This is a genomic window from Streptomyces sp. NRRL S-340, assembly GCF_000720185.1.
In the GTDB taxonomy this organism is placed as follows: Bacteria; Actinomycetota; Actinomycetes; order Streptomycetales; family Streptomycetaceae; genus Streptomyces.
On record NZ_JOIY01000003.1, the window covers coordinates 56,319 to 80,612 of the forward strand.

Annotated in this window: 19 protein-coding genes; 13 read left to right on the forward strand and 6 right to left on the reverse strand. The window is 73.4% G+C overall.

The features are described 5' to 3' along the window. The first annotated feature begins 229 nt into the window (after positions 1 to 229). Genes IG64_RS02565 through IG64_RS02580 form a run of 4 tightly spaced genes read left to right on the forward strand, consistent with a single transcriptional unit; the run spans position 230 to position 4,537 of the window. Positions 230 to 739 (forward strand): hypothetical protein, encoded by a 510-nt coding sequence (locus IG64_RS02565; protein WP_037851418.1) that lies wholly within the window; start codon positions 230 to 232, stop codon positions 737 to 739. Next, positions 736 to 2,502 (forward strand): phytoene desaturase family protein, encoded by a 1,767-nt coding sequence (crtI, locus tag IG64_RS02570; protein ID WP_078883756.1) that lies wholly within the window; start codon positions 736 to 738, stop codon positions 2,500 to 2,502. The genes IG64_RS02565 and crtI overlap by 4 nt, the downstream gene beginning before the upstream one ends. Continuing rightward, the gene (locus tag IG64_RS02575; protein ID WP_037851419.1) at positions 2,499 to 3,533 is read left to right on the forward strand and encodes a phytoene/squalene synthase family protein; all 1,035 of its coding nucleotides are present in this window, start codon (positions 2,499 to 2,501) and stop codon (positions 3,531 to 3,533) included. Before crtI ends, IG64_RS02575 begins: the two co-directional genes overlap by 4 nt. Further along, on the forward strand, positions 3,530 to 4,537 hold the full coding sequence (locus tag IG64_RS02580) for a DUF5914 domain-containing protein (protein WP_037851420.1): 1,008 nt from the start codon (positions 3,530 to 3,532) through the stop codon (positions 4,535 to 4,537). Before IG64_RS02575 ends, IG64_RS02580 begins: the two co-directional genes overlap by 4 nt. Positions 4,538 to 5,052: 515 nt before the next feature. On the opposite strand, the gene IG64_RS02590 is transcribed toward IG64_RS02580, so the two are convergent. Both IG64_RS02590 and IG64_RS02600 read right to left on the reverse strand, forming a co-directional pair. Beyond that, a complete protein-coding gene (locus IG64_RS02590) occupies positions 5,053 to 5,517 on the reverse strand; it encodes a hypothetical protein (protein ID WP_037851421.1) in 465 nt (154 codons plus the stop codon). Between the two features lie 681 nt (positions 5,518 to 6,198). Then, positions 6,199 to 6,771: a hypothetical protein gene (locus tag IG64_RS02600; protein ID WP_234438363.1), complete on the reverse strand. Its 573-nt coding sequence runs from the start codon at positions 6,769 to 6,771 to the stop codon at positions 6,199 to 6,201. Between the two features lie 480 nt (positions 6,772 to 7,251). Between IG64_RS02600 and IG64_RS43190 the strand changes: the two genes are divergently transcribed. From IG64_RS43190 to IG64_RS02610, 3 genes are all read left to right on the forward strand, one after another. Further along, complete coding sequence (locus tag IG64_RS43190) at positions 7,252 to 7,347, forward strand: putative leader peptide (protein ID WP_420709875.1); 96 nt, start codon at positions 7,252 to 7,254, stop codon at positions 7,345 to 7,347. Positions 7,348 to 7,567: 220 nt separating this feature from the next. Continuing rightward, positions 7,568 to 8,986, forward strand: a complete 1,419-nt coding sequence (locus IG64_RS02605) for a sulfatase (RefSeq protein WP_037851423.1) — start codon at positions 7,568 to 7,570, stop codon at positions 8,984 to 8,986. Positions 8,987 to 9,047: 61 nt separating this feature from the next. After that, positions 9,048 to 9,554: a GNAT family N-acetyltransferase gene (locus IG64_RS02610; protein ID WP_037851424.1), complete on the forward strand. Its 507-nt coding sequence runs from the start codon at positions 9,048 to 9,050 to the stop codon at positions 9,552 to 9,554. Positions 9,555 to 9,652: 98 nt separating this feature from the next. Here IG64_RS02610 and IG64_RS02615 read toward each other — a convergent pair whose 3' ends face one another. Continuing rightward, positions 9,653 to 12,598: a hypothetical protein gene (locus IG64_RS02615; protein ID WP_037851427.1), complete on the reverse strand. Its 2,946-nt coding sequence runs from the start codon at positions 12,596 to 12,598 to the stop codon at positions 9,653 to 9,655. A 469-nt stretch (positions 12,599 to 13,067) separates the two neighbouring features. Between IG64_RS02615 and IG64_RS02620 the strand changes: the two genes are divergently transcribed. Beyond that, positions 13,068 to 13,505: a hypothetical protein gene (locus tag IG64_RS02620; protein WP_158771458.1), complete on the forward strand. Its 438-nt coding sequence runs from the start codon at positions 13,068 to 13,070 to the stop codon at positions 13,503 to 13,505. 355 nt (positions 13,506 to 13,860) lie between these two features. On the opposite strand, the gene IG64_RS02625 is transcribed toward IG64_RS02620, so the two are convergent. Further along, positions 13,861 to 14,529: a Type 1 glutamine amidotransferase-like domain-containing protein gene (locus IG64_RS02625; RefSeq protein WP_037851641.1), complete on the reverse strand. Its 669-nt coding sequence runs from the start codon at positions 14,527 to 14,529 to the stop codon at positions 13,861 to 13,863. 75 nt (positions 14,530 to 14,604) lie between these two features. Next, complete coding sequence (locus IG64_RS41005) at positions 14,605 to 14,766, reverse strand: hypothetical protein (protein ID WP_158771460.1); 162 nt, start codon at positions 14,764 to 14,766, stop codon at positions 14,605 to 14,607. Between the two features lie 125 nt (positions 14,767 to 14,891). Here IG64_RS41005 and IG64_RS02630 point away from each other — a divergent pair, with 125 nt between their 5' ends. From IG64_RS02630 to IG64_RS02645, 4 genes are all read left to right on the forward strand, one after another. Beyond that, positions 14,892 to 15,761: a TIGR04222 domain-containing membrane protein gene (locus IG64_RS02630; RefSeq protein WP_037851430.1), complete on the forward strand. Its 870-nt coding sequence runs from the start codon at positions 14,892 to 14,894 to the stop codon at positions 15,759 to 15,761. A gap of 387 nt (positions 15,762 to 16,148) precedes the next feature. After that, complete coding sequence (locus IG64_RS02635) at positions 16,149 to 16,838, forward strand: hypothetical protein (protein WP_158771462.1); 690 nt, start codon at positions 16,149 to 16,151, stop codon at positions 16,836 to 16,838. After that, positions 16,835 to 18,967 (forward strand): bifunctional serine/threonine-protein kinase/ABC transporter substrate-binding protein, encoded by a 2,133-nt coding sequence (locus IG64_RS02640; protein WP_037851431.1) that lies wholly within the window; start codon positions 16,835 to 16,837, stop codon positions 18,965 to 18,967. Before IG64_RS02635 ends, IG64_RS02640 begins: the two co-directional genes overlap by 4 nt. 1 nt (position 18,968) lies before the next feature. Then, positions 18,969 to 21,116: a bifunctional serine/threonine-protein kinase/ABC transporter substrate-binding protein gene (locus IG64_RS02645; RefSeq protein WP_037851432.1), complete on the forward strand. Its 2,148-nt coding sequence runs from the start codon at positions 18,969 to 18,971 to the stop codon at positions 21,114 to 21,116. A gap of 1,066 nt (positions 21,117 to 22,182) precedes the next feature. Here the strand turns inward: IG64_RS02645 and IG64_RS02650 are convergent. Continuing rightward, entirely contained in the window at positions 22,183 to 23,424 is a 1,242-nt protein-coding gene (locus IG64_RS02650) for an FAD-dependent monooxygenase (RefSeq protein ID WP_037851434.1), read from the reverse strand. 80 nt (positions 23,425 to 23,504) lie between these two features. On the opposite strand from IG64_RS02650, the gene IG64_RS02655 reads away from it, so the two are divergent. Beyond that, positions 23,505 to 24,131: a TetR/AcrR family transcriptional regulator C-terminal domain-containing protein gene (locus tag IG64_RS02655; protein ID WP_051812285.1), complete on the forward strand. Its 627-nt coding sequence runs from the start codon at positions 23,505 to 23,507 to the stop codon at positions 24,129 to 24,131. The last annotated feature ends 163 nt before the right edge of the window (positions 24,132 to 24,294 follow it).

A 24,294-nucleotide genomic window follows, 5' to 3' on the forward strand; every position in this document is an offset into this window, starting at 1 on the left:
CCTGGCCTGCGACCGGTGGTCAGGGGGCCGGCACGGTCGTCCGGTCCCGGGTGCTTTCGCCCGGTGTTCCGGATTGTGTACCCCGGTGGACGCAGGACGCCCCCCGGCGGCGAGCGGACGAGCGCCGGGCACGGCACGGTGAAGGGGGCAGATCCCCGCACTCGCCGCGATCGCACGGGTCGACGGGGCGTCCGTCCGCGCCGTCTCAGGCGCAGCAGACGGGTGAGGCATGCACGGACACGACGGAGGGAACGGGGATGCGTCCCAGCCACACGAAGGTTCGCCCGGCGACCGCACCGCCACCGGGGGCTCCGACCGCGTCGGCGGCCATGGGATCACCCACGGGTGGCCGGGCGCCCGGCTCCGGAAGGGCCGAGGCGACGGCGACGGCGCCGCGACCGCCGCGCCGGGCGAGTGGTCCGGTGACGCCGCCCCCGCCGAGCCCGGTCTGCGGGAGGTGCGGGCCGTGCTGACCGGGACGGGGGCGCGCTCCACCGTGGAAGGCGGCCCCGGCCGGCTCGCCGCGCAGGGGCTGCGGCACTTCGGCGGTGCCGTGCTCGACGTGCAGGGCCGGCGGCACTTCGACGGTGCCGGGTTCGACCTGCAGGCGGCGCCACTGCGCCGGCTGCCGCGCGCTGCCGCCGGAGCGCGACCGGACGGGGACGCCCCCCTGTGGCTGCGGCCGCCGCCAGGTCCGTGCACGGCTCGCGTCCGTCACAGCGCGGGGACCGGCCGGTGACCCGCGCCCTGTCCGGGCCCACCGACCACGTGGTGGTCGTGGGTGCCGGACTGGCGGGGCTGTCGGCGGCGCTGCACCTGCTGGGCGCGGGTCGCCGCGTCACCGTCGTCGAACGCGAGGTCCGGCCGGGTGGCCGGGCCGGGCGCCTCGACCTGGCCGGCTACCGGATCGACACCGGGCCCACGGTGCTGACCATGCCGGAACTGGCCGACGAGGCGTTCGCCGCCGTCGGCGACAGCCTGTACGAGCGGGTGGAGCTGGTCCCCCTGCATCCGGCCTACCGTGCCTGTTTCGCGGACGGCACCAGCCTCGATGTGCACACCGGCGCGGAGGCGATGGCCGCGGAGGTGGAGCGGTTCGCGGGAGCGGCCGAGGCCGGCGGCTACCTGCGGCTGCGCGAGTGGCTCCAGCGGTTGTACCGGGTGCAGATGCGGCGGTTCATCGACGCCAACTTCGACTCGCCGCTCGGTCTGCTCAACGCGGACCTCGCGCGGCTGGCCGCACTCGGCGGCTTCGGCCGCCTCGACGCCCGGATCGCCGGTTTCCTGGGCGACGAGCGGCTGCGCCGGGTGTTCTCCTTCCAGGCCCTGTACGCGGGCGTGCCCCCGGCGCGGGCGCTGGCCGCCTACGCGGTCATCGCCTACATGGACACCGTCGCCGGCGTGTACTTCCCGCGGGGCGGCATGCACTCCCTGCCGCGGGCCATGGCGCAGGCGGCCGCCGAGGCGGGCGCCGAGCTGCGGTTCGGCCGGCGGGTGACCCGTCTGGAACGGTCGGGGGAGCGCATCACCGCCGTGGTCACCGACACCGAACGCCTCGCGTGCGACGCGGTCGTCCTCACCCCGGACCTGCCCGTCGCCTACCGGCTGCTCGGCCGCCGGCCGCGCAGACCGCTCCGGCTGCGCCACTCCCCCTCCGCCGTCGTCCTGCACGCCGGCACCGACCGCACCTGGCCCCAGCTCGCCCACCACACACTCTCCTTCGGCGCGGCATGGGGCACCACCTTCGACGAACTCACCCGCACCGGAGAGCTGATGAGCGACCCGTCACTGCTCGTCACCCGTCCCACCGCCACCGACCCCGCACTCGCGCCGCCGGGGCGTCACCTGCACTACCTCCTGGCCCCCTGCCCCAACACCGAGACCGGCCCGGCCGCGGCCGCCTGGTCCGGCCTCGGCCCCCGTTACCGGGACACGCTGCTGCGGGAACTGCAGCGGCGCGGACTGGACGGTTTCGAAGCCGCCATCGAGGAGGAGTGCCTGATCACCCCGGCCCACTGGCACGCCCAGGGCCATGCCGCCGGCACCCCCTTCTCCGCCGCCCACACCTTCGCGCAGACCGGCCCCTTCCGGCCGCGCAACCTGGTGCGCGGAACGGAGAACGCCGTCCTGGCGGGCTGCGGCACCACCCCCGGCGTCGGTGTGCCGACCGTGCTGCTGTCGGGGAAACTGGCCGCGGCCCGCGTCACAGGCCTGCCCGGGCGCGGGACCGGCCGCTCAAGCGTCCTGGCGTCCGCCGGCCGCCCGGGGCCGGCCGAGGCCCCGGGCGGCGGCAACCTGGCGGCCCTGGGCGGGCGGCGGACCGCCGGACCGGATCCGGCGCCCGAACCGCCGGAGCAGGGGGCGCCCGATGACCGCGCCGCCGCCGTGCCGCGGTCCCCGGCCTCCCCGCCGGGCCGTCGCGCCGCCGAGCGGCGGCCCCCAGCGGCTGAAGGATCCCCCGGAGGTCCCACGGCCCCCATGAGCGAAGGCAGGACAGGATGACCGATCGAGAGCTGGACGCGGCGGGGATCACCGATCCGGCACTGCGTGAGGCCTACCGCCGCTGCCGCGCCCTCAACGCCCGGCACGGCAGGACGTACTTCCTCGCCACCCGCCTGCTGCCCGTGGAACGCCGGCCCGCCGTGCACGCCCTGTACGGCTTCGCCCGCTGGGCCGACGACATCGTCGACCGCCTCGACGCCGACGCCCGAGCGGACGTGCGAGAGCCGGCGCTGATCCGGCTCCAGGAGGAGCTGGAGGACGGTCTGCGGCGGGGCGTCAGCCGCGAGCCGGTGGTACGCGCGCTCGCCGACACCGCGCGCCGCTACGGCATCGGGCCCGCCCACTTCCGGGACTTCCTGTCCGCGATGCGCTCCGACCTGGTCGTGACCTCCTACGCCACCTACGCGGACCTGCGCGTGTACATGCACGGCTCGGCCGCCGTGATCGGGCTGCAGATGCTGCCGGTGCTGGGCACGGTGGTGCCCCGGGAGGAGGCCGCACCGTACGCCGCCGCGCTGGGCGTCGCCTTCCAGCTGAGCAACTTCCTGCGGGACGTCGGCGAGGACCTGGACCGCGGGCGGGTCTACCTGCCGGCCGACCTGCTCGACGGTCACGGCGTGGACAGGGAACTGCTGCTCCACAGCCGCGCGACAGGCCGGCCGGACCGCCGCATCACCGCCGCGCTCAGGGAGTTCGAGGCGCTGACCCGGAGCGTGTACCGGGCGGCGACGCCCGGCATCGAGCTGCTCGATCCGGTGGCGCGGCCCTGCATCCGCACCGCGGCCGTCCTGTACGGCGGCATCCTGGACGCCGTGGCCCGCGACGGCTACGCCGTGCTGCACCGGCGGTCGGTGGTGCAGCGACGGCGCCGGGCGGTGGTCGCTGCCGACGGGCTGGCCCGGGTGGCGGCGGCCCGGCTGCGCTCGCGCGGCGGGCGGGGGCACCGGCCGCCCGTTCGTGCCCTTCACCTGCCCGGTACCGCGGTCCTCGCGCCGCCGGCGGCCGTGCGCCCCGCCGAGGAGGCCGTGTGAACCGCCGGCGCCTGCCGCTGTCGCTGCGCCGCTCCGCCGTGCCCTGGGAGCGTCAGCGGCCCACCTGGAGGGATGCGCGGCCCGCGGTCATCGCAGGCGCGCTGAAGCGGGCACAGGCCCTCCCGTCCGGCAACTGGTACGTCCTCGGCGCCTCCCGTGCCGTGCGCGGGGACGGCAAGCTGGCGCGGACCGTGGCGGGACAGGAGGTCGTGGTGTGGCGCGGCCCCGGTGGGCGCCTCGTCGGCGGACCGGGCATCTGCCCTCACCTGGGGGCACCGCTGCGTGACAGTCCCGTGCGCTGCGGCACGCTGGTGTGCCACTGGCACGGCCTGGCCCTGGACGGCCGCCCCTACGCGGGCTGGTCGCCGCTGCCGGTCCACGACGACGGGGTGCTGGTGTGGGCGCGCCTGGACGCGGTGGGCGGAGAGGAACCGACGGACGAACCGGTCGTACCACAGCGGCCCCAGCCCGCACACGCCCTGACGGCCGTCCACACGGACGTGGGTGTGTGCGATCCGGAGGACATCGTGGCCAACCGGCTCGATCCCTGGCACGGGACGTGGTTCCACCCGCACTCCTTCGTCGACCTGACGGTGGTGGACGCGCCCGGCGGCCCGGTGGACGCGGTGGACGACGACCCTCATTCCCTGACCGTCGACGTGTCCTTCAAGGTGGCGGGCCGGCTGGTCGTACCGGTCCGCGCGGTCTTCTCCGCACCCGAACCACGCACGGTCGTCATGCGCATCACCCGGGGCGAGGGTGCCGGCTCCGTCGTGGAGACCCATGCGACTCCGCTCGGCACCGACGCGGCCGGCCGGCCGCGCACCGCCGTCACCGAGGCGGTGGTCGCCGTGTCCCACCGCCCCGGCTTCGCCGCGGTCCGCCTGGCCGCGCCCCTGTTGCGGCCCCTGGTCCGCGCGGCGGCCGCAAGGCTGTGGCGCGACGACCTGTCCTACGCCGAGCGGCGCCGGCAGCTCCGCTCCACAGGGCTTTTCCCGGGCTGAGCAGGGCACGAGGCGGCCGCGATCCCTTCCGCTCCCGGCGATCCGGCTCGGCGTCTGCAAGGGGGCCGGCTCCCGGCCTCGGCACGACACGGCAGAGCGGGCCGCGGAACATCTGGCGTTGCGGCGGACGAGGGAGGCGTTCAGCGCGGTGGCGAACGCGCACCACGCCGCGTACGGGACCAGGAGCCGGGCGGCCGTCGCATCGTGCGTGCGGTCCGGCGGATCAGGTCGGCGTCGCTCAGGTCAGCAGCAGTGTGCCGGCCAGCCCTGCCCCCGGACTGCGCCGGGCGAAGGACAGCGGGCTCCAGCCCGTGTTCAGCGACAGGTTCACCGCGAGGCTCGCGGCCAACGCACGCTCCTCCCGGCGCGTCGTGGGGGCGCCCCGGACGTCGCGGAGAAGCCGGTGACGACTTGGGGCGCCCTGTGCGGGTGCGCGCAGGAGGTCACGCTGCTGCTGCGCGGCTTCGACCACGCCGGAGAGGCGACCGACTCTTCCGGCGCGCAGGGCGGAAGGCCTACGCGTCGAGCGGGCGGGCCGCGTCCGGGCGGGCGGTGTGGTCGGGGTGGCCTCGCGTGCGGCGATTCTCCTTCAGCTCCGCCTCGTACAAGTGGGGCTTGCCCGCCACCAGCTCCCGCCGCGCCTGTGCCTCGACGTCCTTGAACGGCTGGTAGTAGGTGGCGTCGTAGGCCTCGATGATCTGGAACGTCCAGTGTCCGGGGATGACGTTGCGGCCCAGGATGTCCCGCTCCACCCGCTCCGCCCATCCGTGCTGGCCGGACTCCCGCAGGAGCGCCACAGCACGGTCCAGTGCGAAGTCGGCACCTCCCGTGAGCTGGTGGAAGGAGTAGAGGTGTCCGCGGGCGCGTTCGGTCGTCTCCAGCGCCTCCGACAACGCCCCCAGGGCCTGGACCAGGGTGTCCGACACACCCGGCGGGCGCCGGTGCGCACCGTCGGGGCCGTCGACGTGCTGAGTACTCATACCTGACCTCTCCCCCAGCCGGCGGACCGCCCACCAGCGGTCAGCTCCCGGGCAGGGGTATTCCACCCGCGCGGCGGACATGTCCCGTGCACCGTGACGCTCTCCCTGGCCCGGATCCAGGAAGAGGCCACCGCTCCTCGCGCCGGGCCACCCGGTCCCCGCCCACACCGCAAAGCACTCCGTCAACGCCGCCGGAGACCTCGCCCTGGTCCGTGGCCCCTCTCGGTGAGCGGGACCGCTCCGAGCAGCGACGCGGAAGAGATCCGCTTCCGTGAACAGTTCTCCGGGCCGCCCGCCGGGAGCCGCCGGGACACCGCGGAGGCCGGCCTGTGGGGCATGGGCGCGATTGCGCCGACGGTGCTGATGGCGGTGTTCGGGGGACGGCAGACGGCCTTGACCGCAGTTGTGGCGGAGACTCTGCTCGTAGGACTGGTCCTCCTGCTGAACCACCTCCGGCGAGACGTCCACCACGAGCTCGTCGCCAACGGGCACGGCCCCGGCATCGGCCATGGCAGGCATTCCGCTCACGTGCCCCGGAAAGACATCGAGTGCGCGGGCGTCTTACGCGGGGCGCGCGGAACGACAGTCTTCGAGTCCTGGTTACGGTCCGGCATTTACGGCGAGGTAGTGAGCGGATCACCTCCCGTGGCCTACTCCGGTGGCGAGGACGGGAGCCGGTGATCAGGCCCCTGCCTCGGCTTCGGGCCCCTTGCTGAGGAACTGCTTCGCGGCCTCAACCGCTTCCCTTTCGAGTTCCTCGACGGAGACTCCCCAGCCCTCGTCCCAGCCGTCCAGGCTCAGCGCGCAGTGGACGAGGGGTTCCAGTTCTGTGGGGTAGCCGAGGTCGTAGGCGATGTCTGCCCAGATGTGGTGGGTGCCGACGGCGGGATCCAGGGATCCGTCGGCGATCTGACCGGCGACCCAGTAGGCCATGGCCCACTTCGCGGCCCGGGGGTCAGCGGGCGGGTGGAAGAGCAGGCCCAACTCGTCGAGCACCTGGTCGAAGAGTTGCGGGGCCTCGGGCTCTTCGCTCCGGAGCAGGCCGGCCAGCACGGCGAGGGAGGGACTCCGGACCCCGGCGATCAGCGCGTCCGGCCCGGCCTGGATCAGCCGGTCGGACCCGACGTGCCTGCCGAATGCCCTCTCCCGAGCGATGTGGCTGAGTTGTTTCAGAGCGTCGTCGTGGGTCATCGCATTCTTCTCGATCGACATCTGGGAGAAGGAGACTCGCAGATGTCCAGCCGGTGCTGCCATCGAGTTCCTTCTGTCCGTTCGGTGCTCAGGACGGGGGAACCCGGTTTCTCAGGAGGGAGGCCTGCACGGCCGGACACCTGGCGCTTGAACCTGAAGCCGCCGGGCACGTCCTACGGGCAAGGTGTTCACGGTCCAGCGACTGTGCGAGCCCGGTACTCCCTGTGCCCTCGGTGTGCCGCCGGCGATCCGCTTGCAGCGGTGGCGGCGGTCAGCGCACCGGCCGTGACCGAAGCGACGTCGGCGCCGAGGATCCGGTGGACGCGCCGTCTCGGCTTCGCCGGGCGGGTCTGAGTCTCCCTCCGTGGCTACGAAGCCGTTGAAGCTGGGAGGAACCTACTGGTCAACGCGCCCAGCGCCGACAGGGGTTCGCGGGTCACGAGCGGATTGCACTCGTGATGTGGGCTGCCCGCTTTGGCCGTACGTCCCACGGTGCGGACGTCGCTTGACGCGGCACTTCCCCCGCTGGCAGCCTCCCTGCCCATGAGACTGCCCGCCGATCGTCGACGTGCGCGCGCCACGCTCGTGGAGCGGCGGCACGTCGACCTGTGCCGCCAGTCCAGCGCCCTCTGTCGCTGAGCCCACAGAGCTTCTCTCTCCCCGGGGAACCACGGCTAGCAGCCTCCGAACAGCCCCTGGGGATCCGAGATCCCCGCTCACGGGGGCTGTTTCGCACGCCCCTTCCGCGTCCCTCGTGCGTGCGCGGTCGCGTGACCGCCGACACCGTGAGGTGTGCGAGGTGGTGTGCCGTCCGCTGATCCGCGTCCCGCCACGAGGGCCGCCCGAGCAAGGATGACTCATGCCCGACATATCACATGTTTCCCGTCGCGCCTTCGGCGGTCTGGTGGGTGGCGGTGCGCTCACCGCCGTCGCCGGTCCCGCCGCCGCGGCGTCGTCCCCGGCCGCGCGTGACGAGGCCGAGCGGCCCTTCCGGGCCCGGAGCGGGTACCGGCCCGGACGGCGGCCCAACTTCCTCTTCATCCTCGGCGACGACATGGGCTGGGCCGACCTCTCCTGCTACGGCGCCCCGCACATCCGCACCCCGAACCTCGACCGGCTGGCCCGCCAGGGGGTGCGCTTCACCGACGCCTACTCCGGCTCGGCGACCTGCTCCCCCACCCGGTTCAGCCTCTACACCGGCCGCTATCCGGGCCGCACCGAGGGCGGACTGGCCGAGCCCATCGGCAGCAGAACACAGGGTCTCGACCCTCACCAGCCCACCGTGGCCTCGCTGTTGAAGCGGTCCGGATACGCGACCGCGCTGATCGGCAAGTGGCACTGCGGCTGGCTTCCGGACTACAGCCCCACCAAGTCCGGCTGGGACGAGTTCTTCGGCAACTTCGGCGGCGCACTGGAGTACTTCTCGAAACTCGGCCAGCTCGGCGACTACGACCTGTACGAGGGCGACGCCACCTACAAGGACCTGCGCTACTACACCACCGTCCTGACCGAGCGGGCGGTGGACTACGTGGGCCGCCGCCACGACCGGCCCTGGCTGCTGAACCTCAACTTCACCACCCCGCACTGGCCGTGGCTGACCGAGGAGGACGAGGAGACGGCCGCCGGGATCGCCGCGAAGATCCGCGCGGGGAACGTCCTCGGTGCCCTCCAGCACACCGACGGCGGCTCGGTGGAGAAGTACAGGGAGATGGTGGAGAACCTGGACGCGTCGATCGGCGAGGTGCTCGCCGCGCTGCGCCGCTCCGGGCAGGAGGAGAACACCGTCGTCGTCTTCGCCAGCGACAACGGCGGCGAGCGCTTCTCCTACCAGTGGCCGCTCAGCGGCGGCAAGTCCGAACTGCTGGAGGGCGGCATCCGGGTGCCCACCGTGCTGCGCTGGCCGGCCGCGGTCGACGGTCACCAGGTCAGTCACGAACCCGTCTACTCACCCGACTGGACCGCCACTCTCCTTGATCTGGGCGGCGCCCGGCCGGACCCGGCGTACCCGCTGGACGGGCACAGCCTCGCCGGCTATCTGCTGCGCGGGGAGGACGTCCCGCAACGCGACCTGTTCTGGCGGGTGCGCGGCAACCGCGCGCTGCGGCGCGGCGGCTGGAAGTACTACCAGGACGCCCAGGGCAAGGACCACTTGTACGACCTTGTCACGGACGCCCGCGAGCAGGCCGACCTCGCCGCCGACCGGCCCGCGCTGCTCGCCGAACTCAAGTCGGCCTGGGAGCGGATCGACGGCGGACTCCTGCCGTACTCGGCGGCCTGACCGGGCGGTCAGGGGCGGAGCGCGACCCGGAGCGCCCCGCCCCGTCCCGGACAATGAGCACATGGACATTCGATCCCCGCGCGTGAGCGAGCTGCCCGTCCTCCAGGACATCGAGAGGGCCGCAGGCCAGCGGTACCACGACATCGGGATGCCGGAGATCGCCGAGGACGAGCCGCTTGCGCTGGACGAGCTCGCCCGGTACCAGCGCGACGCAAGGGCCTGGGTGGCGGTCGATGCGGCCGACGTGTCGGTCGCCTACCTGATCGCCGACCGCGTCGACGGCAACTTCCATGTCGAGCAGGTCTCGGTGCACCCGGACAGCGCCCGGCGCGGGGTGGGCAGGTCCCTGCTGGAGCATCTGGCCGACCACGCCAGGAGCCGACGGGCGCCAGCCCTGACCCTCACCACGTTCGCCGACGTCCCGTGGAACGCCTCCTACTACGTGCGCTGCGGCTTCCGGGTCCTGGCGGAGAGCATGCTCACGCCCGGCCTGCGGGAGATCCGGGAGCGCGAGGCGGCCCACGGCCTGGACAGGTGGCCGCGCGTGTGCATGCGCAGAGATCTGTGACGCCGGGGGCGGCCGCCGCGGGCAGGAGGCTGCCGCTCCGCCCACCGCGCCGTCCCGGTGCCACCGCACCGCCCGTGAACCGCTGGGGCGGCCCAGGGTCAGCTCAGGCGGCAGATCGTGTGCGGGTCGGCTCCCTCGGGGCCGGGCGGTGCGGTGAGCGGCGCCTCGCTGCCCGCGGGCCGCCCGCACACGTTCACCGACCGCACCTCACCGCCGTCGTAGCTCACCCGCACGATCTCGTAACCGTGGCCGCGCTGGTCGGCGTAGGGGCGGCTGCCGGCGAAGCCGACCGTGCCGACCGGCAGGTTCGGGTTGGGGTGCCAGCGCAGGTCGGCCCAGGTCTCCGCGGCGGTCTGCGGTGCGTCCCCGTTGCGCGCGGCCCGGTACAGGACGGCCGTGGCGCTGTAGGAGAGCACCGTCTGCCCGCTGGAGAACAGCGCGTCGGTCCAGGGCCGGGCGGGGTCGGCGAGCGCCGTCCGCCGTGCCCCGGCCGGCCGCAGCTCCGTCAGGACGCGGTGGGCGTCGATGTAGAAACCGGTCGTCGCCGCCAGGTCCATGGGCGCGAGGGCGAAGTGGTAGAGGGTGACCTCGTCGGGGATGCGGAGGGCCTCGCCCTCCTCGTAGTTGCTCTTGGTGAGGTCGTCGCCGGTGAACACGGTGATGCCGCGTCCCGAACAGCCGGGGGTGGAGCCGAGTTGGGACATCAGGTTGGGCACGTCCTCGACCCGGCCGGCGAAGTAGAGGGCCTTCGGCACGGGCCGACTGCCGCAGATGTCGCCGATGGGGGTGGTCAGTTCGGGTTCGCCCTCGGCGCTGAGCCGGTACGTCCGCGAGGGCGCGGGGGCGAAGCCCGCCTCGGCCAGCATGCGCTTGCCCACCCTGGCCTGTTCGGTGGTGTAGAAGTCCTTCTCGCTGCCGACCGACCGGGACAGCACGACGCCCTGGGCACCCTTCTCCCGAGCGGCCAGCTGGCGGGCGACGACCCGCAGGGCGTTCGCCTCCTCCTCGTCGGTGGCGGCCAGCCCGAACCAGTTGGACAGCCTGCGCGCCAGATGGCTGCCGGAGTTGGTGGTGCTCACCACGGGCAGACCGGCTCCCTTGAGGATGCGGGCGGCCTGCTCGGTCTCGGTGGTGTCGCGTCCCATGCCCACGACGCCGACGACGGAGCGGTCGCGGCGCGCCAGGTCCGCGATGTGCCGGGCCATCGGGAGTACGTGCAGCATGTTCTCGCCGGCGTTGGCGAGCAGGACCTTGATCTTGGTCGGCTGATCGGTGCTGACGTTGGCGTAGTGCTGGTAGAGGTACACCCCCGTCATCTCCTCCAGCCCCTTGCGGGTGTCGGCCTGTCTGGCGGCGGTGACCGGACCGGCGTAGACGATCGTCACATGGGCGTCGCGCGGTCCGATGGCCGCGTTCTCGGACCTGATCGCCCGCTCCACCGCCTCGGCGGTGACGCCCTTGCCGGCGCCGGACAGACTCAGTGTGTTGCCCTGCGCGAGCCGTACGTTCCCGGTGGCGACGCCGACGCACTGGCCGTCGTAGAGGACGGAGGCGGTGTTGGAGCCGAGCAGCCGGCCCTCGCAGTAGCGCCCGGCGAGGTACCGGTTGCCGAGGAAGCCCGCGGCCAGACCGAGGGCGAGGACCACGGCGAGGCAGGGCCGGGACCACAGGAGCCAGGCGGGCGTCCGGCGGATGCGGTCGGTGGAGTGCTGTGCGGAGTGCCGGTGGCGCAGCTCGTCGCCGGACATCGGGATGTGCAGGATCCACGGCAGGGTGGCGGCCCGGCCCGGGGACTGGCCGGCGTTGAGGTTGGTCACCCACCGCTGGTACCTGGCGTCCGCCCCGAAGGCCCCTTCCTCGTCGTCGGAGCCGGGGCGGCCCGGCGCGGCGGCCGGTTCCGGGCCGGGGGGAGCCTGCGGCCGCAGGCGTTCGGCCGCCGGGACAGCGGCCAGCACGAGCAGCGGATCGACCTCGCTGCGCCGGCTGCGCACGTTGCTGAGGGTGCGCAGCAGGAGCAGACCGCCGTCCTCCTCGGTGGCCCGGGGCAGATACACCACGGGGGGCACGGTGCGTTTGCGGCGGCGCAGGTCCAGCGCCCGCGGGCGGAAGTTCTCGCGCAGGTCCTCCAGTAACGCCAGCACGCGCAGCTCGACGTGGAACTGACGCGCCGTCGGGTCGCCCGCCTGTGCCGCGACCACCTGCTGGGCGACGGCGAAGGCGCGGCCGCGGATGGTCTCCCAGGACTTCGCCGGCCGCCAGCGCGACCAGTCGGCGGCCGCCGGCCGGTCGCTGAGCGGGGCCAGGAAGGTGGTCGTCGCGAACCAGCGGGTGGCCCGGCGCAACCACAGCAGCGGCGGCGCGCTGCGCGCGAGCAGGTGCACCAGGCCGAACACCGTCAGCGCCAGGGCGCCGCCCCACACCGCCGTGCGCCAGCCGCCCTCGCCCAGCAGCACGCTGAGGCAGGCGATGAACATCGCCCCGACGAATCCGGAGGGGTTGACGACGGCGCCGAGGGTCTCCGCGAGCACCGGCACGCGGCGCCTGCCCTCCTCGCCCTCGGGTCCGCCGCCGGGACGCCAGCGCAGCTCGGCCAGTCGGCGCATCAGGCGCTCCCGGCGCTCCGCCGCCGTCCACACCGTCGTCACCTCGGCGCCGACCTCGGGCGCGGCCTGCTCGATGGCCCGCAGCAGGCGTGAACGCGGGAAGCTGAAGGGTTTGTACTGCGACTGCCGTGCGTTGTCCCAGGAGTGCTCGCACAGTTGGCGCACCATGTCGACGGCCGAGGAGTACGGGTCCGGGCCGCCCCCGCCGTCGAGCCGCTTGGCGATCAGCCCCCTCGGCTGCTGGCTCTGGCGCACGAACTCCACCACCTGGGCGACCCGCCGGTCAAGGGTGCCGGTTTCGTCCTCCTCGGTGGCCTGCAGCACTACCAGCGGGGTCACCGGAGGGTTCGCCCGGAAGCCGTCGATGAGCCGTCTCATCAGCGCGAAGACCGCGTCGGCGGCCTCCACTCCGGCACTGCCGGTCCACACCCGTCTTCCCATGTGCTCCGCCCCCGTCGCATCGGCCTGATCGAACATCGAGTTCGATGGGGATACCCGGACCGGAGCGCCGCTGCACCCCTGGCGCCCGGTGAATGTCGGGGCGCCCCGGGGCCGGTCCGGACGCCACCGTTGCGCGGTTCGCGCCGCATCGGCCGGTGCAGCCTTCTTCCGGCTGCTGCGCATTTCCGCGCGCCCGGGGAGGGGGCCGGCCCGCTGCGGGGTGCTCGTCGAGGCCGTACAGTGCCTTCGCCCGTCCGTCAGCGCCGGCGGCAGCGCGGTGATCGCGGCCGGCGTCGCGAGCACCGGCACCGGCAGGGCCACACGCCCGCGGACTCCTTCCTGCCCGTCACCGCGCAGCACGACGCCGAGAGGACGATCCCCGCCCACGGCGTGCTGAAGCTGACCGCGGCCACCGTGCACGCCGACCCCGACGGCGTCGACGCGGCGCGCCTGCAGGTCGTCACGAGCGGTGCCAAGGCGAGGGACACCCTCACCCTCTTACACCGACGGCACCACCCGGCCGGGCACCTCCACCATCGGCTTCGAGCCCGGCCGGAGGGTCTCCGACCAGGCCACGGTGAAGGTCACTCCCACCGGTGCGATCGACCTCTGCAACGGCAGCTCCGGCCCGGTGACCGTCAACGTCGCGACGCTCGGCCTCCAGCCGCACGCGCAGTCCGGCCGTACCTACCATCCCGCCACGCCGATCCGTCTGCCCGACACCCGCGGAGCCACCGGCGGTCACACCGGGGCGGGCGCCGGCGGTCACTCGGTCACCCAGACCGTCTCCGGCGCCCACGGCGTCCCGGCCGACGCGAACGCCGTGGTACTCAACATGGTGGCGCCCCCACCAAGGGCTCAGGCAGCCTCACCGCCTCCCCCGCCGGAACCGTCGACTCCGGTGTGAGCGGCCCGTACCGGGCCACGGGGCAGACCGCCTCCGCCCAAATCGTCGTCCCTTGTTCCTGAACGGCGGCGGCCCAGAGGCGAGCGGGCGCGGGGCGTCGTGGCCGGGGATGCCGGATCCGGCGCTCCAGACGGTCTGGGTGAGGCCGGGCCGGGCGGGCAGGCACATGGCGTCGGAGTCGAGGGTGCTGTCGCCGATGGCCGGCTGGTGGAAGGGTTTGCGGCCAGTGGGGTGCAGGCGCACATTGTGACTGGCCAGGCGGAACGGAACTGACGCAGGTGCCTCCCCCGGCGGCTCCGCATCAGTGCACCCCTGGGTGCCGAACTGCCCTGTCCGGGCCCCAGCGCACGTCGAGTCACGGATGGAACCGCCACCGGCCTTCAGAAATGACATCCACTTCGCCGTCCCTGACACGAACAGCCGTCTCGTCGTCGATGAAGTAGATCGGGAAGTCCGCCCGCGCAGCGATGCGATCGGCCCAGGCGTCGTCCCGCTCGGGGAAATCCGGTGAGTACAGGTGCGGCTTGAGATACCAGTCGAAGAGGCCGAACGGCGGCTCCACGGTCGTCGCGCCGAGCACGTGGAGGTCCGTGGTGTCCCCGATGACGTCGGCAGAGTGTCCGGTGAGATTGCGGCTGAAGATCATTGATCCGGCGCTGAACCCCACATAGACCCGGCTCTCCAGCGCCTCCAGGAAGCCGTCGGCCAGGCCGTTGCCGGTGATGCTGCGTGCGAGGTGGTAGTGGCTGCCGCCCCCGACATGGATGACGTCGGCGTGCAGCAGCCGGTCGAGCACCATCTGCCGGGGCAGGCCATTCAGCTCCAGGACGTCGAACTCCCGCCAGCCGAGGCCGTGCAGCCGGTTCATGTCCGCGAGGAACCACCCATGGTCCCCGGGCTCGGCGAGCGATGCCGTGGGAATGTACACGACGTTCGCCGATCCGAACGGCCTGCCCAGCATGTCCCGCAGCGCGTCCCGCTGTGTCTCGTTACGCAGACCACTCGCCGTCAACAGAAAGTTCATCGGGTGAGCCAAACACGACTCACGCACCCGCGCAACAAACCCGGGATCCATCGGCACGGTCATGGCATGGCCGCATCAGAGACAGGCGCTCACGGCGTGGCGGCCGGCCGCCACCGGGCCGGTGTCGTGCAGGGCGCGGGTGAAGCCGGGTGCGGACCGGTCGCCCGTCTCCAGGCCGCGGTGATCAGGAGCCTTGACCGTCACGGTGACGATGTCGGCCGAGGGGGCCTGGATCACGGCGAGCGGGCCGGTGTGCCAGGTCTGCCGCGGGAACCGCCCGGGTGCCCGTCGGCGTCGTGTTCGACGCCATTGCCCGCAGCGCATCGCCCGACAGCGCTTCGACACCGTTCAAGGAGGCAGCGATGGACGCCCCCTGGGGTTTCACCGGCCCCGAGTTCCTCGGCGTGTACGCCGCAGGTTTCGTGGTCGCCGTGCTGCTCGGCGTGGCCGTACGGAAAGCAGCCCGCCGCTTCCGCCCCGCCACGGAAACGGCCTTGGCACCGGACGTCTACACCATCGCCTGGATCGTCGGCGGGGCGCGCCAGATGGCGAACACCGCCGTCTTCGCCCTCATCCAGCGCGGACATCTGCGCAGAGCCCTGGACGGCACCCTCACCTTCTGCGGCGGCCTCCCCGACGAACCGGTGCAGCGGGCCGTCCTGGAGGCCGCACGGACCCAGGGGGCCACCAGCACCCCGCTGGTGCACGAGGCCGCCCGACAGCTGCCGGAGATCCGCCGGGCCGGGGAGGCCGCGCGCAGGCTCGGTCTGCTGCCCAGCCGCCGACGCCGTCTGGCCGGGCGGCTGGCCGGGCTGCCGATGCTGGTGCTGACCGGGGTCGGCATCGCCCGGGTGGTGAACGGCGTCCGCCTGGGCCGCCCGGTGGGCTGGCTGGTGATGTTCCTGCTGGTCTCCCTCGTGGTCGCGGCGGTCTTCGTCTGCACACCGCCCCGGATCACCCCCGCGGGCTGGTACGCGGTGCGCAACTCCGGAAGGTCGAGCCACCCGGTGCACTGGGGACCGGCCGGCGACGGTCCGAAGGTGCCGGCCTCGATAGTCGCCGTCGCCATGGCAGGCTGGATCAACATCCCCGATCCGACACTCGGCTCGTCCCTCTTCAGCGGGTTCTCCTCCTCGTCCTCCTCGTCCTCGTCGTCCTCCGGAGGCGGCTGGGGCGGCAGCAGCTGCGGCGGTGGCGGGTGCGGTGGTGGCGGAGGAGGGTGCGGCGGATGACGGCGCGGCCGGGTTCCGGCATCGGCCGGCGGCTCGAGCGGCCGGATGGCCGGATGGCCGGGCGGGCGTCGGGGACGATTCCCGTGGGCGCGCCTGTCCCCCGCCGCCCGCGCTCACGGAGCCGCCCGGTGACACACCGGCACTTCGGGCAACGTCACGTGTCATGACAACCACCCACGGTGCACAGTGAGTTGGCCGAGACCCCCTAGACTCGCCGCAGTCGCACACTGGCGCAGACACATGGTGAGTGGGGGTTTCATGAGGTACGCGGCGACGCGCAGTCGCACACGGTGGGGATACCCGGTACTGACCGTGTGCGGGGTACTGCTCGCGGGCTGTTCCGGCTCGAGCGACGGCGCGCACCGTCCGAGCGTCTCCTCCCCCGCCGTGTCCTCACCGGCCGGACAGCGCGGGACGGGTGACGCCACCGTGCGCTTCACGGTCGACCCCACGCGCGTTCCCACCACCCCGTCCGCCGCCCTTGGCCTGGTCCGGGCCGTCACCGCGGGCCCGGACAGCTATGGCCCGGGCTACGTCAAGCGCTCTCCGTACGAGAGCGACCCGGCCGCCTGGCCCGTCCTCGGCACCGACTGCGTCTGGCGGCAGAGGTCCCTGCCGGACGACGTCCTGGCCACCTTCACCCGCTACAGCCGGCTGCCCGCGGCGGGCTCGAAGGGCGAGGTCCGCACCGCCGCCACCGTGACCCTGCACCGCACCACCGCGCAGGCCGACCAGGAGATGGCCGAGACACTGGAGGAGGTGCTGCGCTGCCCCGACCAGCAACTGCGTGCCACCGAGCGGATCAGCGGCCTGAATTCGGTGGGCTCCGGCTACGGCACGAACGGCAACACGTCCGCCGACGACTACCTCATCGAGATGGGCACGTACGACGATCCGGCGCTCGGCAAGGGGTCGACGTACTACATCTGGAACCAGGTCCGGCTCGGTCCGGTGACGATCGCCGTCGTCGTCGAGGGCGGCAAGGGCTTCGGCCAGGGCGACCTGCTGACCGTCCAGGCACGGGCGGTGGCCGGGATGGAGACCAAGCTGCGCACCGCACTGGGGGTCCGGAAATGACCGACGACCGTTCCCTGCACCCCTCCGACCCGACGTTCGTCGGCGGCCACCGCCTGCTCGCCCGGCTCGGCGAGGGCGGCATGGGCGTCGTCTACCTCGGCCGTGCGGAGTCGGGCGCGCTCGCCGCCGTCAAGGTGATCCGAGCCGGGTACGCGCACGACGAGGACTTCCGCGCCCGCTTCCGCCGCGAGGCCGACGCCGCGCGGCGCGTGGACAGCCCGTGGGTGGTCAAGGTCACCGGCGCCGATCCCGCCGCCGAACAGCCGTGGCTGGCCACCGCTTTCGAGCCCGGGCCGTCCCTCGCCGACGCGGTCGGCCGGCACGGCCCGCTGCCCGCCCGGACGGTGCGTCTGCTCGGCAAGATGCTGGCCCGCGCGCTCGCCGCCGTGCACGACGCCGGTCTGGTGCACCGGGACGTCAAACCGGGCAACGTCCTGCTCGCCGCCGACGGCCCCCGTCTCATCGACTTCGGGATCGCCCGCTCGCCGGACGACACCGCGATCACCGCCGCGGACCTCGTCGTCGGCACCCCCGGCTTCCTCTCCCCCGAGCAGGCCACGTCCGGCGGCGGGCGGCTCGGGCCCGCGAGCGACGTCTTCTCGCTGGGCTGCGTGCTGGCCTACGCGGCGACCGGCCGGCCGCCGTTCGGCGCGGGCGCCGTCGACGCCCTGCTCTACCGCGCCGTCCACGACAGCCCCGACCTCGACGGCGTGGACGAGGAGCTGGCGGCCGTCCTGCTGCGCTGTCTGGCCAAGGACCCCGCCGACCGGCCCACCGCGGCCGAACTGGACGCCGCCCTGGTGGAGGACGCGGCTTCGGGCACCGCCGAGTGGCTGCCCGCCGGCATCGTGCGCATGGTCGCCGAACGGTCGGCCGAGATGCTGGCCCTGCCCGGGATCGAGAACACGCTCGCCCAGGCGCCCCCCGGGGCCGCACCGTCGCGCCGCAGGTTCCTCGCCGTCGCCTCCGGCGGGGCCGCCGTGCTCGCCGCGGGCGGGGGCGTGGCCGCCTGGGCCGCCCGGCGCCACGACGGCGGCACCGGCAAGAAGCAGGCCGCCCCGCCCGGTTGGGCGCTCGGCGTGCAGGCCGACCTCAGCGGTGCCGGCCGGGCGGCCGGGCGGGCCCAGGAGCAGGGAGCACGGCTCGCGGTGGAGGAGTTCAACGCCCGCCGCGACGCGCCGTTCACGCTGGAGCTGAGGACCTCCGACGACGCGGGCCTGGCCGGCCGTGCCGCCGCCGCGGCCCAGCGGCTCGTGGACGACCCCGACGTGCTGGCCGTGCTCGGCTCGAGCACCGACGAGACGACCCAGGCCGCACTGCCCGTCTACGACACGGCCCTGCTGCCCGTGATCAGCATGTCCGCCGGGCAGAACCTGTACCAGAACATCCGCTCCTTCGTCCGCGGCCGCCCCCTGCACGGCACCGTCGCCATGAAGCTGGCCTTCCATCTGGAAGCGACCAGTGCGGCCACCCCCGTCGGCATCCTGCTGGACCGTACCGCCGGTGACGTGTCCTGGCAGACCGTCCAGATGGTCAACTTCATCGTCCGGCAGTACCGCGGCGCCACGCACCCCCGCGTCGTTCCCGCCGGCACGGCCGACTTCGGGCCCGTCCTGGACGACATGCGAGGGGCCGGCATCGACGCGTTCGTCTACGCCGGGCCGTTGGAGGGGGCGATCCGGGCGGCCAAGGGGCTGGCCGGCTTCGACGGGCCGAAGTACGCGGCCGAACCCGCGCTCGACCCGCGGTTCGCCGCCGAGGAGAGCGCGGCGGGCTGGACGGTCGTGGCCGCAGCGATCGGACCCGGCGCGGCCCAGGTCCGCTCCTTCGCCCAGGCGTTCCGCAAGCGGTACGGCCGCCCGCCCGGGTTCTGGGCGGCCGAGGGCTACGACGCGGCGAACCTGCTGATACGGCAGCTCACCGCCGCCAGGGGCGAGCGTCCGGCGCGCAAGGCGCTGCTCGCCCCGCTGAAGGCCGCCAGGTACCGGGGGATCACCCGGGACTTCGCCTTCGACCCGAAGCTCTCGCAGCTCAGCACCCCCGCGAGCTTCGTCCACCGGGTACGCGACGGTGCCTTCGACTACCTGGGGCCCGCCCCTGACAGGGCACCGCGGCCGAAGGGGAGGTGACGTGCGTCCGCTCACCGCACAGGACCCGGAGTCGGTCGGCGGGTACCGTCTGCTCGCGCGGATCGGCGCGGGCGGCATGGGCGTCGTCTATCTCGCCCGTTCCGACGGCGGTGCCCTGGCCGCCCTGAAGGTGATCCGCGCCGAACACGCCGCCGATCCGGCGTTCCGGGCCCGTTTCCGCCGGGAGGCGCAGGCCGCCGCACGGGTCGACGGCCGCTGGACCGCGCCCGTCACGGCCGCCGACCCGGAGGCGGCCGAACCCTGGATCGCGACCGCCTTCGTTCCCGGGCCCTCGCTCGCCGAGACCGTCGCAGAGCACGGGCCGCTGCCCGCGGACACCGTACGGGCGCTGGGGGCGCGGCTCGCCGAGGCGCTCGCCGCCGTCCACGCGGCCGGACTGGTGCACCGCGACATCAAGCCGGGCAATGTGCTGCTCGCCCTGGACGGGCCCCGCCTCATCGACTTCGGCATCGCCCGCGCCGGCGGAGCCACCGCCCTGACCGCGACCGACGTGGTGATCGGCACGCCCGGCTATCTCTCACCGGAACAGGCCCGCGCCCGCGACGAGGAGGTGGGCCCGCCCAGCGACGTGTTCTCCCTTGGCTGCGTCCTCGCCTACGCGGCGTCCGGCCGGCCGCCCTTCGGCGGCGGAACGGCGCCCGCCGTGATCTTCCGCACCGTCCACGAGGACCCCCGCCTCGACGGCATCACGGAGGACGGCCTGCGGTTCCTGGTCGCCCGCTGTCTCGCCAAGGACCCGGCCGCCCGCCCGGCCCTCGCGGAACTGCGCACCGGACTCGGCGACTTCGGCACCGACGACTGGCTGCCGCCCGGGCTGCCCGCGGTGATCGCCGAACGCTCGGCCCAGGTGCTGCACCTGCCCGAGCCCGAGCGGCCGACGGTTCCTGGGACGCTGGTGGACGAGCCGCCCGCGCCGAGCCGCCGGCGCCTGCTGGTCACGGGCGGCGCGGCTGCACTCGTGCTGGCCGCCGGCGGCTCCACGACCGCCTGGCTGACCGGCCGCGGCAACGGGCCGTCCACCGGCGCCTCCCGGCCACGCCGTACCGTCGCCGTGCAGGCCGACCTCTCCGGTCCCGGCAAGGCGCTCGGTACCTCGGTCGAGCGCGGCGTCCGGCTGGCGGTGGAAGAGCACAACGCGCGCGCGGACCGGCGCTTCGACCTGGTCCTCACGGTCCTCGACGACGCGGGAGACGCCGGCCGGGCCGAGGAGGTGGCCCGGCGCGTCGTCGCGGACCGCCGCGTGTGCGCGGTGATCGGGCCGACGTCCGATGCCACGGCCCTCGCGGCCGAGGACCGGTACAAGAAGGCCCTGCTGCCGATGGTCACGGCCTGGGCGGGCTCGGACACGCTGTACGCCGCCGTGGACACGGAGAACCCCACGTCGTCCGTGTTCCAGCTGCGCCCCTCCGACACCGCGATCGGCGCGCCCCTGGTCCGCTATCTCACGAGCCTGCGCCCGGCCCGCCGCATCTTTCTCGTCGAGGATCAGGCGGCCCGGGACTACAGCTGGCTGATCGCCCACACCCTGGTGGCGAACCCTCCCGCCCACGGCAGGGTCACCCGGTACCAGGTCACCGCCGGCACCGGTGACTTCGGCCCGGCCGTCGCCGCAGCCCTCGCGGCACGCGCCCAGGCCGTCGTCTACTGCGGCGACTCCTCGCGGCGCGCCGCCTCCTGCGCACGGGCGCTGCGGGCGGCGGGGTTCACCGGCACCCCCGCCGCGACCCAGGCCGTCCTCACACCCGAGTTCCTGCGAGCGGCCGGCGCGGCGGCCGAGGGGTGGGTCTTCTCGGCGACGTTCGTGGATCCGGCACGTCTGCCGCCGGCCGCCGGATTCGTACGGTCGTTCAAGAAGCGGTACGGCGTACCGAACGTCGGTCGGGGAGCGGTCGAGGCGTACGACGCCCTCGGTCTCGTCGCGCACGCTCTCGCCACCGTCGGATCGGCCCCGGGGGACCGCAGCGGCCTCACCCACCTGCTGCGCGCCGTGTCCTACCGGGGCATCACCCGGACGATCGCCTTCCGACCCCGCACCGGGGAGGTGAAGGAGGAACCCGGGCTGTTCCTGTGGCGGGTGGAGCACGGGACGCCGCTCTTCCTGGGCCAGTACCAGGAGGTGAGGGTCTAGCCAGGGGCCGACGACCACCGTTTCCCTCGTCGTCGTCCATGTCCTCGTCGGCCGGGCGGGTCCGGTCCTGCCGCTCGGCATGACGCCCGCCCTGCTCCAGTGACCAGCCAAGTCGCTCGAACCGGCTCTCGACCGACGGCGGGCGGGCCGGCTGCCAGGGGGGCCGCCCGCCGGCGGGCGGGCCGGCTGCCGGCCCGCCCGCCGGTCGATGCCCGCGGGCCGGGCCCGGCAGTCCGGCTTCCGCTGCTGTGACCCGACCGGAGCCCGGCCCGCGGGCAGAAGGCCGGGCCGGCGTGTTCCGGGGTTTCGGCGGCGCGACCGTGTGAGGGGGCGGCTGAGCCGAAGCACGATAGTTGTCACTTAGAGCTGCGAACAAAAGTGGGCCCCGGCGGGCGGCGCCCGGCACGCGCCCTCGCCGCGTTGCCGGAAGGCCCTGGTAGCTCCGCTACAAGGACCTTCCGGCGCCTTGCGATCGCACGCACCGGACACCGCCCGCTGATCGGAACCCACTTTTGTTCGCAGCTCTTAAGGCAGGCTGGTTGTCACCGACGGCGTTGTGGGCGATTGAGCCCGAGCGCGGCTGGTTGTCCCATCTCCCTGTAGTTGGCGGCATCTCACTCGGTCTCATCCGGGTTGTCGGATTCTCGAGTGGCCTCGTCGGGCAGGACCGGCGTGTCTGGTCTTCACCGGACTCTGCTGGTCGGGGAACGCGCTCCTCGGCACCTTCCTGCCACTGGGCCGGACTGAGGGGTGAATCTTCGCCGCACCGGCCGGCTGCCTGCGAACGCGGCACGCCGCGGCGCCCGGGAGCGTCGCTGTGGCGAGGGAGGCGGCACCTGGGGGCCCATCCGAGATCACGGCTCCTGATGAGGCTGTGTTCCCGCATGGCTTTGATGCGTGGCGTCAGTGCACGGTGCTGGAGAGTGCCGCTTGATCTGCCGTCTTCCAGCACCACACGCGCCCCGTCACCGCGCCCGCTTGGACGGGTGCGGTGACGAAGCGTGCTCACTGCTCGACCGGCCCGACGGCACCGGCGGCGGATGACCGGCATGCAGAGCGGGCCGGATCAGGCGGCTTCGGCGTAGGTGGGGAGCTGCCAGTCGCCGCCGCGGTCCTCCTTGGACGTGCGGGCGACCAGGTCGGGAATGTGCAGGAAGCAGGCCAGCGCCGTGACGTTCTGGAACGCGGTGATGGCGTGCTTGCTCAGCGGCATGCCCACGCGCAGGATCTTCGGGTTCACCTCGCCCTGGATCTCGTCGACGAACGGACGCAGGACCCGCTCGTAGTTCGCCAGCGCCGACGCCAGGTCGCCAGGGCTGTGGTTGATCTCCCCGGCCAGGACGTAGGCGCCGACCAGGCTGCCGGAGATGCCCATGCCGCTGTAGGGGGAGGCGCAGTGCGCGGCGTCACCGGCCAGGACGACCCGGCCCTTGGACCAGCTGTCGATGCGCACCTGGGCGATCTCCTGGGAGTAGAAGAACGGGCTGTCCTTCATGCCGGCGACGAACCGCCCGGTCTGCCAGCCCGCATCCTGGAACCGCTCGGCCCAGAACCTCTGCTGCTCCTCGACGGGCGTGCGGTGGATCGCGGAGGCTTCCTTCGAGTCCTCGCGCATCACGAAGTACACCTGTGTCTCGGTCGCGTTGTGGCTGCGCCGCATGATCTGCCGACCGCCCGGGACCATGTAGGTGTCGCGGATGTTGGTGTCGGAGGCGATCCGCGGCACGAACCAGTACGCCATGTGGATGCCCACCCGCCAGTACGGGTCGAAGCCCTCGGGCAGCAGCGCCCGCCGCGTGCGCGAGCCCTGCCCGTCGGCGCCGATCAGCAGGTCGTACTCGCCCGAGGTCCCGTCGGAGTAGTGCGCGGTGACCTTGTCCGCGTGCTGGTCGAAGCCGTCGACGCTTCTGCCGAAGACGTACTCGGCGCCGTCCTTCGTCGCCTCGTGCAGGATGCGCACCAGGTCACCGCGCATGATCTCGTACTCCGAGGTCAGCGTCTGACGGCCCTTGCCGGAGGTGTTCGCCATGATCGTCGCCTTCGGCTTCCCGCGGGAGTCGACGAACGCCACCCCGGCCTCGTCCACCAGCCGACTGCGCACCTCCTCCAGCAGCCCCATCCGCTCCACCGCCTCGATGCCCTGCCCGCGCAGGTCCACCTGCGCCCCCGAGGCGCGCAGCGCCGGGAACCGCTCGACGACCGTCACTTCGTGGCCGCCGCGCGAGAGCCAGAAGGCCAGTGCCTGGCCGGCGACACCGCCGCCGGCCACCAGGATCCGCAACGACCGCTTCACGTTGTCGCCCGCCATGACCCACCCCAAAATCTATCGGTGATTGAATCCGCCTTTCCAGGGTTCTCTATCAGCGATAGATTGTCAACGTGACCAAGATGAACCGCGAGACCGTCGTCGCCGAGGCGCTCGACCTGCTGGACGAGGTAGGGCTGGAAACCGTCAGCACCCGGCGGCTGGCCAAGCGCCTGGGCGTGGAGCAGCCGTCGCTCTACTACCACTTCAAGACCAAGAAGGACTTGCTGGCCGCGATGGCGGAGGCGGCCATGGCCCCGCACTCCACCGCGCCGCTTCCCCAGCCCGGGGACGACTGGCATGCCTGGTTCCTGGACAACTCCCGAAGCTTCCGCCGAACCCTGCTGATGCGCCGTGACGGCGCCCGCCTGCACGCCGGCAGCACCCCGGTCGGCGACCTGGACCGCATCCGCCGCAAGATGGCCTTCCTCGTCGCCTCAGGCGTGCCCGAGCAGCATGCGCAGATGGCGATGCTGGCCTCCAGCCGCTTCACCGTCGGCTGCGTACTGGAGGAACAGGCCGACACCGACGCGCCGGACCCCGCAGGCCTGCCGGACGGCGTTCCCGCGCTCGATCACGAAGCAGCGTTCGAGGCGGGCCTCGCGCTCATCCTCGGCGGCCTCGACCAGCACACCACCGCCCCCGGCACCACGACCACGCGCTCGACCACGGCACCCTGCCCCGCTGGGTCACGGCCATCCGTCGGCTGAGCCCGCCTCCGACGTTGTCCGGCTGCTCGTCAGGCCGGGGCTGCTCGTGGAAGCGCCGTGGAGAATCTCAGGCTCCCGATCTTCGTTCCTGGTGACAGAAAGACTGCTCAATGAGCGTCTGTGCCAAGTCGGATGCCTCGTTGGTGACAACCGGGCCGCTTCG

What these genes read in the sequence shown, in the direction of transcription:
- IG64_RS02565 (WP_037851418.1), top strand. Translation starts at nt 230, where the DNA reads ATGCACGGACACGACGGAGGGAACGGGGATGCGTCCCAGCCACACGAA.
- IG64_RS02575 (WP_037851419.1), top strand. Translation starts at nt 2,499, where the DNA reads ATGACCGATCGAGAGCTGGACGCGGCGGGGATCACCGATCCGGCACTG.
- IG64_RS02590 (WP_037851421.1), bottom strand. Translation starts at nt 5,517, where the DNA reads ATGAGTACTCAGCACGTCGACGGCCCCGACGGTGCGCACCGGCGCCCG.
- IG64_RS02600 (WP_234438363.1), bottom strand. Translation starts at nt 6,771, where the DNA reads ATGGCAGCACCGGCTGGACATCTGCGAGTCTCCTTCTCCCAGATGTCG.
- IG64_RS43190 (WP_420709875.1), top strand. Translation starts at nt 7,252, where the DNA reads ATGAGACTGCCCGCCGATCGTCGACGTGCGCGCGCCACGCTCGTGGAG.
- IG64_RS02605 (WP_037851423.1), top strand. Translation starts at nt 7,568, where the DNA reads ATGCCCGACATATCACATGTTTCCCGTCGCGCCTTCGGCGGTCTGGTG.
- IG64_RS02610 (WP_037851424.1), top strand. Translation starts at nt 9,048, where the DNA reads ATGGACATTCGATCCCCGCGCGTGAGCGAGCTGCCCGTCCTCCAGGAC.
- IG64_RS02615 (WP_037851427.1), bottom strand. Translation starts at nt 12,598, where the DNA reads ATGGGAAGACGGGTGTGGACCGGCAGTGCCGGAGTGGAGGCCGCCGAC.
- IG64_RS02625 (WP_037851641.1), bottom strand. Translation starts at nt 14,529, where the DNA reads ATGAACTTTCTGTTGACGGCGAGTGGTCTGCGTAACGAGACACAGCGG.
- IG64_RS02630 (WP_037851430.1), top strand. Translation starts at nt 14,892, where the DNA reads ATGGACGCCCCCTGGGGTTTCACCGGCCCCGAGTTCCTCGGCGTGTAC.
- IG64_RS02640 (WP_037851431.1), top strand. Translation starts at nt 16,835, where the DNA reads ATGACCGACGACCGTTCCCTGCACCCCTCCGACCCGACGTTCGTCGGC.
- IG64_RS02650 (WP_037851434.1), bottom strand. Translation starts at nt 23,424, where the DNA reads ATGGCGGGCGACAACGTGAAGCGGTCGTTGCGGATCCTGGTGGCCGGC.
- IG64_RS02655 (WP_051812285.1), top strand. Translation starts at nt 23,505, where the DNA reads ATGAACCGCGAGACCGTCGTCGCCGAGGCGCTCGACCTGCTGGACGAG.